The 12,430-nt window shown below is 66.4% G+C and carries 13 protein-coding genes; 5 read left to right on the forward strand and 8 right to left on the reverse strand.

The genetic code is table 11. From position 1 onward, the window contains the following. Positions 1 to 184: 184 nt before the first annotated feature. Positions 185 to 2,257, forward strand: coding sequence for a bifunctional 2',3'-cyclic-nucleotide 2'-phosphodiesterase/3'-nucleotidase (locus tag O1Q03_RS31030; RefSeq protein WP_269508086.1), 2,073 nt, complete (start codon positions 185 to 187; stop codon positions 2,255 to 2,257). Positions 2,258 to 2,271: 14 nt separating this feature from the next. Continuing rightward, positions 2,272 to 3,117, forward strand: coding sequence for a tetratricopeptide repeat protein (locus tag O1Q03_RS31035; RefSeq protein ID WP_269508088.1), 846 nt, complete (start codon positions 2,272 to 2,274; stop codon positions 3,115 to 3,117). Between the two features lie 250 nt (positions 3,118 to 3,367). Here the strand turns inward: O1Q03_RS31035 and O1Q03_RS31040 are convergent, their stop codons facing one another. From O1Q03_RS31040 to O1Q03_RS31060, 5 genes are all read right to left on the reverse strand, one after another. After that, complete coding sequence (locus O1Q03_RS31040) at positions 3,368 to 4,690, reverse strand: IS5 family transposase (RefSeq protein WP_269508091.1); 1,323 nt, start codon at positions 4,688 to 4,690, stop codon at positions 3,368 to 3,370. 121 nt (positions 4,691 to 4,811) lie between these two features. Further along, positions 4,812 to 5,168 carry an OmpA family protein gene (locus tag O1Q03_RS31045; RefSeq protein WP_269508094.1) on the reverse strand — a complete coding sequence of 119 codons (357 nt, stop codon included), beginning with the start codon at positions 5,166 to 5,168 and terminating at the stop codon, positions 4,812 to 4,814. Between the two features lie 43 nt (positions 5,169 to 5,211). Then, positions 5,212 to 5,886: a M35 family metallo-endopeptidase gene (locus O1Q03_RS31050; protein ID WP_269508097.1), complete on the reverse strand. Its 675-nt coding sequence runs from the start codon at positions 5,884 to 5,886 to the stop codon at positions 5,212 to 5,214. After that, a complete protein-coding gene (locus O1Q03_RS31055) occupies positions 5,879 to 6,433 on the reverse strand; it encodes a hypothetical protein (RefSeq protein ID WP_269508100.1) in 555 nt (184 codons plus the stop codon). Before O1Q03_RS31055 ends, O1Q03_RS31050 begins: the two co-directional genes overlap by 8 nt. Further along, entirely contained in the window at positions 6,430 to 6,564 is a 135-nt protein-coding gene (locus O1Q03_RS31060) for a hypothetical protein (protein ID WP_269508103.1), read from the reverse strand. Before O1Q03_RS31060 ends, O1Q03_RS31055 begins: the two co-directional genes overlap by 4 nt. A 296-nt stretch (positions 6,565 to 6,860) precedes the next feature. On the opposite strand from O1Q03_RS31060, the gene O1Q03_RS31065 reads away from it, so the two are divergent. The 3 genes from O1Q03_RS31065 to O1Q03_RS31075 all read left to right on the forward strand — a co-directional run bounded on the left by O1Q03_RS31065 (position 6,861) and on the right by O1Q03_RS31075 (position 9,053). Continuing rightward, positions 6,861 to 7,781: a biotin--[acetyl-CoA-carboxylase] ligase gene (locus tag O1Q03_RS31065; RefSeq protein WP_269508106.1), complete on the forward strand. Its 921-nt coding sequence runs from the start codon at positions 6,861 to 6,863 to the stop codon at positions 7,779 to 7,781. After that, positions 7,778 to 8,566 carry a type III pantothenate kinase gene (locus tag O1Q03_RS31070; protein ID WP_269508109.1) on the forward strand — a complete coding sequence of 263 codons (789 nt, stop codon included), beginning with the start codon at positions 7,778 to 7,780 and terminating at the stop codon, positions 8,564 to 8,566. The genes O1Q03_RS31065 and O1Q03_RS31070 overlap by 4 nt, the downstream gene beginning before the upstream one ends. 244 nt (positions 8,567 to 8,810) lie before the next feature. Then, the gene (locus O1Q03_RS31075; RefSeq protein ID WP_269508111.1) at positions 8,811 to 9,053 is read left to right on the forward strand and encodes a hypothetical protein; all 243 of its coding nucleotides are present in this window, start codon (positions 8,811 to 8,813) and stop codon (positions 9,051 to 9,053) included. Between the two features lie 15 nt (positions 9,054 to 9,068). Here the strand turns inward: O1Q03_RS31075 and rfaE2 are convergent, their stop codons facing one another. The 3 genes from rfaE2 to O1Q03_RS31090 all read right to left on the reverse strand — a co-directional run bounded on the left by rfaE2 (position 9,069) and on the right by O1Q03_RS31090 (position 12,301). Beyond that, positions 9,069 to 9,554, reverse strand: a complete 486-nt coding sequence (gene rfaE2 / locus O1Q03_RS31080) for a D-glycero-beta-D-manno-heptose 1-phosphate adenylyltransferase (RefSeq protein WP_096507457.1) — start codon at positions 9,552 to 9,554, stop codon at positions 9,069 to 9,071. A gap of 155 nt (positions 9,555 to 9,709) precedes the next feature. Then, positions 9,710 to 10,588 (reverse strand): diiron oxygenase, encoded by an 879-nt coding sequence (locus O1Q03_RS31085; RefSeq protein WP_269508113.1) that lies wholly within the window; start codon positions 10,586 to 10,588, stop codon positions 9,710 to 9,712. Positions 10,589 to 11,074: 486 nt separating this feature from the next. Further along, on the reverse strand, positions 11,075 to 12,301 hold the full coding sequence (locus O1Q03_RS31090; protein WP_269508116.1) for a patatin-like phospholipase family protein: 1,227 nt from the start codon (positions 12,299 to 12,301) through the stop codon (positions 11,075 to 11,077). Between the last annotated feature and the right edge of the window lie 129 nt (positions 12,302 to 12,430).

Raw genomic sequence — 12,430 nt, forward strand, 5'->3', positions numbered from 1 at the left:
TGCGGCGCGTACCGCCAGCGCCGGCCGGCCGGTTGCCTCGCACATGACCTTTCATTCTTCCGTCACGTTTCCTTTCGATACTCTCACGCGCCGCACATCAGGCCGTCGGCGCTCGCGCCGCCATTTCGCTGCGTGCCCGCGATTCATCGCGACCCATAGAACAGAACACCGAACAGGACAATCGATGCGTCTCCCCCCGCTTTCCCGCCGTCGCGTGACCGGCGCCGCCGCGCTCGCCAGCCTTGCCTTCGCCCTCGCCGGTTGCGGCGGCGATGACGTCACCTCGCCGTCGTCGCAGCCGCAGCCGCAGACCCAGGCACCCGTCGGCACGACGGCCACGCTCGCGCTGCTCGAGACGACCGACCTGCACACCAACGTGCTGTCGTACGACTATTTCAAGCTCGCCGCCGACAATTCGCTCGGCTTCGAGCGCGTGTCGACGCTGATCGCGCAGGCGCGCGCGCAGTACCCGAACACGCTGCTGCTCGACAACGGCGACACGATCCAGGGCACCGCGCTGTCGGACTATCAGGCGCTCGTGAAGCCGGTCGGCTGCGACCAGACGCTCGCGATCTACAAGGTGATGAACGCCGCGAAATTCGACGGCGGCGGGATCGGCAACCACGAGTTCAACTACGGGCTGCCGTACCTGTCGCAGGTGACCGGCAACACGTTCGAGGTCGACGCCCTGCCCGCGCCGGCCCAGCAGAAGAAGTGCGCGGGCCCGAACTTCCCGCAGGTGCTCGCGAACGTGATCAGCGCGAAGACGAACGCACCGCTGTTCACGCCGTACACGATCCTGACGCGCACGGTGACGGCCACGACGCCGGACGGCAAGACGGTCAGCACGCCCGTGAAGATCGGCATCATCGGCTTCACGCCGCCCGCGATCATGAACTGGGACAAGCGCTGGCTCGACGGCAAGGTCTACACGACGGGCCTGAAGGAAGCGGCCGAGAAGTACATTCCGGAGATGCGCGCGAAGGGCGCCGATCTCGTCGTCGCGATCTCGCACGGCGGCCTCGACAACGCCGCGTATTCGCCGACGATGGAAAACGGCAGCTGGTGGCTGTCGAAGGTGCCCGGCATCGACGCGATGCTGATCGGCCATTCGCACCAGGTGTTCCCCGACGCGAACAGCACGGTCGCGCAGTTCAACCTGCCGGGCGTCGACAAGGTCAAGGGCACCGTCAACGGCGTGCCGACCGTGATGGCGAACTACTGGGGCAAGCATCTCGGCGTGATCAAGCTCGGCCTGAAGTTCGACGGCAAGACGTGGAGCGTCGACAAGTCGCAGACGACCGTCGAGGCGCGACCGATCCAGAACGCCGACAGGAGCTACGTCGCTGCCGACCCGTCGGTCTCCGCCGCGATCGCGGCCGAGCACCAGGCGACGATCGACTACGTGAAGACGCCGATCGGCTCGACCGACTACCGGATGAACTCGTACTTCGCGGACGTCGGCGATCCGGGCGCGATCCAGATCGTCAACGAGGCGCAGGCCGACTACGTGAAGACCTACGTGCAGGCGAACCTGCCGCAGTACGCGTCGCTGCCGGTGCTGTCGGTCAGCGCGCCGTTCAAGAGCGGCTTCGGCGGCGGCAGCGACTACACCGACGTCGCGCCGGGCGCGCTCGCGATCAACAACGCGGCCGACCTGTACCTGTATCCGAACACCGTATACGCGGTGAAGGTGAGCGGCGCCGACGTGAAGAACTGGCTCGAGACGGCCGCGAAGCGCTTCAACACGATCGATCCGACCAAGGCGAGCGTGCAGCCGCTCGTCAGCAGCTTCCCCGGCTACAACTTCGACATGTTCACGTCGGCCGATCTCGCCTATGAAATCGACGTCACGCAGCCCGTCGGCAGCCGGATCAGGAACCTGACGTACAAGGGCGCGCCGATCGCCCCGAACGCGCAGTTCATCGTCGCGACCAACAACTACCGCGCGAGCGGCGGCGGCAACTTCCCGGGCCTCGACGGCAGCAAGACGATCTTCGCGTCGCCGGATGCGAACCGCGACGTGCTGATCGCGTTCATCAAGAAGCGCGGCGCGATCACGCGCGCGGCCGACGGCGCGCAGCGCAGCTGGCGCTTCACGAAGCTCGCGAGCTCGGTCGCGCACGTGCAGTTCGCGTCCGCGCAGAACCGCCTCGGCGACGCCGCGGCGGCGGGCCTGACCGGCATCACGCAGGTCGCGGCCGACGACGGCTCGGGCAAGAACCTCGCCGTCTACGAGATCGACCTGACGCAATGACCATGAGACCCGTGATGCAACCGATCCGGACGATGCGGCCGGCCGAAGCCGGCTTCGCCGCTGCCGCGCGGCGCCTGCTGCGCGCGAAACTCCCGCCGGCCGCGCTGCTCGCGGCAACCGCCGTGACTGTCGCGGTCGCCGCCACGGCGACCGGCTGGCGTGCCGCCGGCCCCGCGCCGAGCACCGCGCAGCTCGACGAGTGGCAGGCGATGGTCACGCAGGCCGTCGAGCCGCATGCGCTCGCGCAGTTGCGCACCCTCGCGCGCCACGGGTCGGGCGACGCGCAGGCGGCGCTCGGCATCGCGCTCGTCGATGCGCGTGAGCCGGGGCTGCGCGACGAGGGGCGCGGCTGGCTGGAAACGGCCGCGGCGGCGGCCGGCAAGGCCGACGCGCCGGCTGCACGGCGTGCGCAGCTCGCGCTCGGCAAGGCGCTGCTGCTCGGCAGCGGCGATATCCCGAAGGACTATGCCCGCGCCCGCGCGCTGCTCGCCGAAGCGGCCGGGCATGGCGATCCGGCGGCCGCGTACTACCTCGGGCTGATCTATCGCAGCGGCTACGGCACCGCTGCCGATTCCGTGCAGGCCGCGCACTGGTTCGACCTCGCGTCGCGTGCGGACATCCCGGCTGCGGACTTCATGCTCGCGAACGCGTACCGCGACGGCAGCGGCGTGCCGCGCGACGAAGTGCGCGCGCTCGCGCTGTATCGCCGTGCGGCCGAGCACGAGTTGCCGGAAGCCGTGCAGACGCTCGCGATGGCGTATCGCAACGGCGAGCTCGGCCTCAAGCCGGACGCGGACGAATTCCACGCGCAGTGGATCGAGACCGCGCATGCGTTGAAGCATCCGGTGGTGGGGCCGTGAGTGAAGCGGCCATGCAGGCGCGAACACGCGACCACAGAACGGCCGCTTGACCGGCGAGCATGACGTCACGTCCGGCGCATCGATCGCTCGCAAGGGCGCGGCGATGCGCAGAACGCGGGCGTGCCACGCCGGTCACGCACCGAAAAACGAATCATCACGCCAGATGTCAAAGCCACCGTCGTCGACGCTCCGGACGATGCATGGCTTAACCAGTCGGCCCTGAACAATTCGTTTTGGTCCACGGATGAGGTCATGCCGCCGGCGGCACAGCGATTTTGACGCCGAGCAAAGCGACGAGGATCAGGGCGTAAAAAAGCCGCAGCTTGCGCAGGATCATCCGCAGGTTGTGCCCGGCGCCGCACAGCACCGCATGCAGGGCATCACCCAGCGCACCCTTGAGCCAATTGCGATCGAGCTTGCCGTCTGCCTTCATGTGCCCAATGGCCGGTTCGATCGCACTGCGCCGCCGGATCATCGCGCGCAGGCCGCGCGTGATGCCGCGTCGCAAGCCCGGGTGATAGACCTTCACGCCATCGATCGCTACGCCCTTGTAGCCGCGGTCGACGACAGCAATCTCTGGCTGAATGTCGCTCAGGATCGCCGCCTGCTCCAACGCTTCGGCCAGCGTGTGCCCATCGTAGGGATTGCCCGGCATCGAACGAGCTCCGACCACCAGACCTTCCTTGTGCGTCGTGGTGATTGACACCTTCACGCCGAATTCGTACGGCTTGCGTGCTTTGCCTTTCGCCAGGCACTCGACTTCCGGAGCGTGCAGCGCGTACAGCTTGTTTTTGTCCTTCTGCTTCTGCGTGAGAATCCGCTTCGTGCGGCCGATCAGCTCGTCCAACGCCGCGCGACTTTGCTGGGCGACGCCGTCCAATTGCCGCTCGACGTCACGCATCACGCGCCCCACTCGAGAACGCAAAGTACGCAGCGTTTTCTTCATCCGCTTGTACTGCTTCGCATGCGCATAGCGGCCAATCTGGCCCGCCAGACGCGGCGCTTCGCGGTTGTAGTTCTGCCGCAGCGTCAGCCCGTGCTGGGCCGCGGCCTTCACCAGATGTTCTCGGCAACGTTCGAGCAGGCGCGAATCGGTGGGGTGCGCAATCGCCTTTTCCATCACCGTCGTATCGACGATCACCCGCTTCAGGCTCGAAGTCTTGATGACGTTGGCGCGTTTGGCCGCTTCGATCGTCTCGGCCAGCAGTTCTTCAATGCCGGCTTCGCCCAGCCGCTTGCGCCAGCGCGTCAGGCTCGACGGATCGATCGGCGGCCTCGTCTGCAAGTACGTCTCGCCGGTGAACACCTGCCAATACGGATTCTCGAGCCATTGCCAGACGACGTCCTCGTCCGACAGGTCGAAGGCATGCTGCAAGTACAGCAGCCCTGCGATCAAACGCGGCGACGTCGCCGGTCGGCCGCGCTGCGACACGAAGCTCGCACTCATCGTCGTGTGCAACCGCTCCCAGTCAATCAGCTCGGCCAGGCGAATCAACGGATGCTTCAAGTTGATCTGCTCGCGCAGCGGTTGGCGGAAGAAATCCCCCTCTGGCACCGGCGTCTTCGGACCCATCCATACCTCGTCAGGATTTGCAGGATTCACGCATGAATATGCCTGCTCCTTGCAAATCCAACAACACCGTTTCACCATCACATCCTTTCTGCATAAGCCCGCCAGGATTATTCAGGGCCGACTAACCACAAGGGTTCTCACAGCCGCCAGGCGAACATGCGGGAATAAACTCGACCTCGATCTGGTTACGCTGGCTCACGGGAACAAGCGACGCGTTTCTCCAGATCTTGGTATCGACATTGATTCGGTGCCGCCAAACCCCAAGACTCAAAAGATATTCCTGGACAGCTTCCGCCCGGCGACGCGCAACCACAAGCGCATTACGTTCGTTTTCGTTTGCAAACCCATAAATTACAACGGCTCCCTCTCTCGCCGCGCTATCACGGACGGTAATCAGCAGATTGGCAAGCTCGACCCGGTCCACGTTCGATAGGGATGTAACACCGCTCTCAAGCTTCCCGCCATATTGCAAGGCCACGCTACACGCGAAAGCTTTTCCAGAGAGATGAGGCACACCAACGCTAATCAGCACACAAAATATACCAAGCGATATTATCCGCATTCCTGACCGCCATTCTCGGCTCTTCCTTTTCGAGACGTCTGCCCATGAATTGGCCATATGTATTCTTGTAGTCAACGGATCCAAAGGTGTCGGCAAAATGGGTGCACTCGTGAACGATCGTGAGTTGCATGGACGAAAGTGTACCGGCGCTTCGATCGGGCAACTCGCAAAATCTCGAATTGATTGAGATTGTATGCGTTGCTGTATCGGGGCCACAGACATGTGCCACCTCTCCGGCCAGGTTTTTGGTGTTTGGAGTGCACCCTAATACCCTGTCTAGCTCGTGGTCGGAACGAACGAAGTTCCTGGCAGTCAGCCCGTTCATGACCGTTGTGAGTGCCGTCAGCCCGTTAAGCAGCGTTGCACGAGTTGTCTCGTCGGCTATCCCGAACCATTCCCTCACGCGCGCTTGCGCTGGCGCCTTCCATACAGATAGTTCATGAATGCGTTGTGCGATCACCTCGACAGCCTCGTCGCGCAGCGTCAAAACTCTTCGCCGAAATTCGGCATCGGTCATGTTCTTGCAAATCGGCGGCCCGTTGAGCGCCAATAACAATTCGACTTTCGAACCTCGCGTGGTATTTGTCACGGCCGAATCATGAACGGTCACGTATTCATAATCGTTTTCAGACATCGTCGTTCTCGATAATATCGATTCTCAAGTTCTCTGCCCCGCTTGTTCTCACGCGTTGCGTGTGGCCGGTCTCATCGGTAATGCCGCTGAACACCTGGCCGGACTGGGTCAATATTCGGTACCGCACGCGAGCCAATGGCCGACCGGTATTGGCATCGCGCATCACGTATTGCTCGTCGTGTTCGCTCCAGGCCGAGGACGACGAGTGCAGTTCGCTTCGACCTCCCGTCATCGTCTCCATCGCTTGCTCGGCCTCGAATGTCATCATCATGTTGCGTTCGGCATGGAAGATCGGGGGCGGATTGCATCCACAGACATTGATGTCGCCACTCAATGCCCATGGTTGGCCGTTCGATCCCGTGCCCGGCCAGCGTGGCCCTCTCGGTGAAATAAACCCTTCCTGATTGCAGGCGGTGCAGTACGTTTTCATATAAAGCGTCGCGATATTCACGCTCGGCAGCGGATCCGAGCACGTCATATCCTCGAGCCCCTCGGTAATCACCGCGCTACCACCCCGATCGCCTTTGGCGAGAAAATAGCGAATCATTCGATGCTGCCCCCGCGAATTACTGCGGAACACATCACAACCGTGAAGGTGTCGGCGGATAGACCGACGCGCTCCGTGAGTGAATCAATATTGCTGAATAGATAGGCGCGTGCCTCGTGCTCGATGCTCATTGCATCTCCGTTCTCCACAATACAGGGAAGCCGACTCACCCAAAGTTGCACAATCACGAAAGCAAGTTCAATCAGACAAATTCGAAATACTAATAACCAGACATAGTCTCAGTATGTTTATGCAGCAGCGGGTGAACTGGCTCGGACCCTAGCCGCACAAGCCATGCATTTATGGTCATGATGGACTTGACCGGATACGACGTCCGCTCGATCGGAATGAAGCCCACCGTTCGCGATTCCGTTGTTCCGGGTGCACGTCGACGCTCCTCCCGCCCCCTGTCGCTACAATAGGCGCCATGAACGCCCCCACCTCCTCCGACACGCCCGATTCCGGCGACGCGCACATTGCGCGCAACCGGCTCGACGCGCACCTGGACGCCGCGCCGCGCGCGTGGCCGCTGGATATCGTCGCCGCCACCGGCTCGACCAACGCCGACGTCGCGGCCCGCCTCAAGGCGCTGCCGCGCACCGCGAACGCCCTGCCCGCGCCGCTCGTGCGCGTCGCGTTCGAGCAGACGGCCGGCCGCGGCCGGCAAGGCCGTCCGTGGTTCGCGCAGCCCGGCAACGCGCTGCTGTGCTCGGTCGGCTGCATCGTGCCGCGCCCCGTCGACGCGCTCGGCGGCCTGAGCATCGCGATCGGCGTCGCGCTCGCGGAAGGCCTCGCGGCGCTGCCGCTCGACGCCCGCACGCGCATCGCGCTCAAATGGCCGAACGACCTGCTGCTGACGGCCACCGACGACGGCACGCCGCGCATCGTCGGCAAGCTCGCCGGGATCCTGATCGAAACGGTCTGGACCACCGCCGACGCGACCGCCGTCGTGATCGGCTTCGGCATCAACGTACGCGGCGCGGAAGCCGTCGCCGCGCAGGTCGACGCGCTTCGCGCGCGCGACGCGACGCTCGCGAGCGGGCTGCCGCCGGCCGCGCTGTCGGCGGCGTGCGCATCGGCGAACCTCACCGACACGCTCGCCGCCGCGCTGAACGCGCTGACACCCGCGCTCGCGCAGTTCGGAACCGACGGGCTCGCACCGTTCCTGCCGCGCTGGCACGCGCTGCACGCGTACGCAGGGCGCGAAGTCGTGCTGCTCGAACAGGGCGTCGAGCGCGTGCGCGGCATCGCGACGGGCATCGACGCGACCGGCCAGCTGCTGCTCGACACGCCGGACGGCATGCAGGCGATCGCGGCCGGCGACGTGTCGCTGCGCGAAGCGCAATGAGCGAGCCGCATCTGCTGATCGACGCCGGCAACAGCCGGATCAAGTGGGCGCTCGCCGACGCGCAGCACACGCTCGTCGACACGGGCGCGTTCGGCCATACGCGCGACGGCGGCGCCGATCCGGACTGGTCGGCGCTGCCGCGTCCGCATGGCGCGTGGATCTCGAACGTCGCGGGCGCCGACGTGGCCGCGCGGCTGGACGCGCTGCTCGACGCACGCTGGCCGGGCCTGCCGCGCACGACGATCCGCTCGCGCCCCGTGCAGTGCGGCGTGACGAACGGCTACACGGCGCCCGAACAGCTCGGCAGCGACCGCTGGGCCGGCCTGATCGGCGCGCGCGCGGCGTTCCCGGACGAACATCTGCTGATCGCGACGTTCGGCACCGCGACGACGCTCGAGGCGCTGCGTGCTGACGGCCGCTTCACCGGCGGGCTGATCGCACCGGGCTGGGCACTGATGATGCGCGCGCTCGGCACGCACACCGCGCAGTTGCCGACGCTGACCACCGACATCGCGAGCGGGCTGCTCGCGGGCGCGCAGGCCGAGCCGTTCCAGGTCGATACGCCGCGCTCGCTGTCGGCCGGCTGCCTGTATGCGCAGGCGGGGCTGATCGAACGCGCGTGGCGCGACCTCGCCGATGCATGGCAGGCGCCGGTGCGGCTCGTGCTGGCCGGCGGCGCGGCCGACGACGTCGCGCGTGCGCTGACGCTGCCGCACACGCGGCACGACGCGCTGATCCTGTCGGGGCTCGCGCTGATTGCCGCGGAAACGGCGGCGCAGGACTGACGGAAAGCGGCCGGCATCGTGCCGGCCGCATGGCCGGACGCCCGTGCCGCGGGTTTCGCCAAGATGACGGCGCGCGCGCACGCATCGCGGCCCGCCCCTGTGCAGGCGGCTACAGACGGCGGCACACGCACGCGCGGCCGAGCGCCGCGAATGATCCATCGGCCGCAAATGAAAAGCCGGCCAAACGGCCGGCTCGAGGGGACGGAATGGTCGAACGACCGACCAACGACGAGGAATTTCGACGATGCTGCGCTGGCTGATCGCTGTTCTCTTTCTCGCGAACCTGCTCGCGTTCGCGCTGGCGCACGGCATGCTCGGGCCGCTGCCGGCAGCCGGCCCGCGCGAACCCGGCGTGCTGTCCCGGCAGGTACAGCCCGATGCGCTGCGTGCAACGCCGCTCGCGCAGGCGAGCGATCAACCCGTGATCGGCGGCCCGCTCGCCGCGCCGGCCCTCACGGGCAAGCCGCTCGCGGCCTCCGCGCCCTGACGGCGCGCCCCCGCGTCAGGACTGCTGCGCGCGCACCTTCTTCAGCAGCGCCGTGGTCGAGCGGTCGTGCTCGAACGGAATCGCGAGCGCCCGCCCGCCCCAGCCGCGCACCAGCGCCGATTCCGGCAGCGCGTCCATGTCGTAGTCGCCGCCCTTCACGAGAATGTCCGGACGAACCGCGTCGATCAGCGACACGGGCGTCTTCTCCTCGAACTTCACGACCCAGTCGACGCTTTCCAGCGCGGCGAGCAGCGCCATTCGGTCTTCCTCGCGGTTGATCGGACGGTCGTCGCCCTTGCCGAGCATGCGCACCGACGCATCGCTGTTCACGCCGACGATCAGGCATGCGCCGAGCGCCCGGGCATCGGCGAGATACGTGACGTGACCACGGTGCAGGATGTCGAACACGCCGTTCGTGAACACGACGGGCGAAGTCAGCGACGCGCGTAGCGCAACGAGGGCGTCGCGGGTGATCAGCTTGCGTTCGAAGGTAGCGGGCATGACGGAGGTCGGCTGGAGTAAGCGATGCGCGCCGTGACGAAACACGGCGGCGCCAGATGAAAAGCCCGCCGGACGGCCGGGCGGGCTTCATGCATGGATGCGGCGTGGCGATCGCGACCGGCGCGACTTCACGCCGGGTGCGATGCCTGTCGGCGTCAGGCCGGTTGCGCGGTCGACGACGGGCCGCTTTCGGCCTGCAGGCGGCCGGTGACTTCCTTGCGGTAGCGGTTCAGTTCCTGCGCGGTCGCGAACGTGCGCTCGAACAGGATCGACAGGTTGTGCAGGATCCGTTCGACGACCTTCTTTTCCCACTCGCCGTCGAAGCGGATCTGCTCGTCGAGCCAGCGCTCGAGCCATTCCGGATCCGGCAGGCGCGACTGCACGGTGTCGCGCGGGAACAGCGCCTGGTTCACGTGCAGGTTGGTCGGGTGCAGCGGCTTCTCGGTACGGCGCGCCGATGCCATCAGCACGCCGATCTTCGCGAATGCGGCGCGTGCGACGTCGCCGCAGTTGTTCAGCGCCTTCTTCATGTAGCGCAGGTACGCGCCGCCGTGACGTGCTTCGTCGCGCGAGATCGTTTCGTAGATCTGCTTGATGACGGGCTCGGTGTGCCAGTCGGCCGCGCAGCGATACCAGTGGTTCAGGCGGATTTCGCCGCAGAAGTGCAGCATCAGCGTCTCGAGCGGGGGCGCCGGATCGAACTGGAAGCGCACCGCGTGCAACTCTTCCTCGGTCGGCACCATTTCCGGACGGAAGCGGCGCAGGTACTCCATCAGTACGAGCGAGTGCTTCTGCTCTTCGAAGAACCACACGCTCATGAACGCGGAAAAGTCGCTGTCATGCTGGTTATCGCGCAGGAACATCTCCGTCGCGGGCAGCGCCGACCATTCGGTGATCGCGTTCATCTTGATCGTCTTCGCCTGCTCGTCGGTGAGCAGTGAAGCGTCGAACTTGTCCCACGGAATGTCCTTCTCCATGTCCCAGCGGACAGCTTCGAGCGACCTGTAAAGTTCCGGATAAAGCATGGTGTTCATGATGGTCCCACCCCTGTTCTGCGCAATGCGACTTCTCTCAACGTGACTGTTGCCGCGCAAGCGCGCCATGCGCGCTTTTTGCAGCCAAGACTCTAATTTTACGCGTGAATTCGCCCGCCGGACGCGGATTCCGCGTCGGCAGCCGGGCGGCCGCGCTGCCGCCTCGCGACGTGCCGCAGCCCGCTCCACTCGAACGGAACCGGCTGCGCACGCCTGATGTGGGGGCCGGCGCAAGCCGGCTCATTGGCGAGCCCGTCCCCTGCGCCACGCGGTTCCCGGACGGGTTCCCGTGCGGCCGCCGGACCGGCGGGCTGCTCGATATGGTATATACGGCGGCGGCCATAATAGCACGCGCGCATGACCGTTCCGAGACGCCGGCCCCGATCGCATGCCGCCAACCGTGGTGCGGCGATCTGTCGCGGGCGAGCGTCGCTAAAATGCAACCGTTTTGTAAGCATAGCGTCCTATGCGTGCATTCGACGCGCGTCAGACCCGCATTTCGCCGGCCGCGCGACCGTTTTCCGACGGCATGCCGGCTGCCGCCGCGCTGCCGCCGTCGGCATGCGCGATCCAGCCGGCCAGCGTGTCGCGCTGCGCACGCCCGTCGCGGTAGCCGAGCTCGATCAGCTCGCGCGTGAACGCCTCCTCGAACAGCAGATAGCTCGCGAACGACGCACCGGCCGGCTGGCTGCCGCCGATCGCGCCGAGCAGCCCGCGCATCGTCGCCGGCATCTGCTTCAGGTGTTTCGCGGCAATCAGCTCGATGCGCTCGGACGGCGCGATCGCGAGCACGTCGACGTGCCGCCAGCCGCTGTCCACCTCGACCTGGTGCGGCAGGTGCTCGATCATCCGGTTGATGTGCTCGATCCGCTCGATGTCCGCGCCGATCGAATCGAGAAACACGCTGGCGAGCACCTGCTGGCCGATCTGCGCGGGCGTCGGATAGCCGCGCACCAGCCCCGAGCCGTTCGCGGCGGGAATTTCGGGACGCGGATCGGCCGCGCCGATCACGACGATCCGGTCCGCGCCGAAGTGGATCGCCGGCGACAGCGGCGCGATCTGCCGGATCGACCCGTCGCCGAAGTACTCGATCTGTCCGTCGAGCACGAGCGGCACGGCCGGGAATACGAACGGAATGGCCGACGACGCGAGCAGGTGCGACGCCGACAGGTCGACGAGTCGCGCGGTGCGCTGTGCGCGCCGCCATGCCTGGATCGGCTCCGCGGCCTGGTAGAACGTCAGGTGCCGCCCGCTCGAATAGCTGAGGGCGGTAACCGCGAGCGCATGCAAGAGGCGGCCCTCGAGCATCTGCTCGATCCGGTGAAAGCTCAGCTCGCGCTGCAGCAGGTGCGCGAGCGGTGCATTGTCGAGCAACCCGCGCGGCGAGCGGCGCGCCGCCCAGCCGAAGGTCATCGCCGCCAGCCAGCGCGCGCCCGCCATCGCGATGCCGAGCCAGTCGGTGCGATACACGTAGTCGGCGCGCAGCGGCTCCCAGAATTCGAGCAGGCGGCGCACGCCGTGCGAAAAATCGTCCGCGTGGCTCGCGATCGACGTCGCGTTGATCGCACCGGCCGACGAGCCGCACACGACCGCGAACGGCAGCGTATGCCGGTTCGGATCGGCCTCGCGCGCGATCTCGGCCAGCGCCTTCAGCACGCCGACCTGGTAGGCGGCGCGGGCGCCACCTCCCATCAGAACGAGCGCGAGCCGCATGATCGACCTGCTACCGGATTCGCGTCACGTCGAGCGTTTCGGCGGGCGGGTTGCGGGCGACGAAGCGGCCGCCGCGCGTGCCGCGGCCGAGCCGAGCGGCTTCGCGCGCTTCGCCGCGGGCTTGCGCGG

The sequence above is a fragment of the Burkholderia sp. IMCC1007 genome, assembly GCF_027257875.1.
Classification (GTDB): domain Bacteria; phylum Pseudomonadota; class Gammaproteobacteria; order Burkholderiales; family Burkholderiaceae; genus Burkholderia.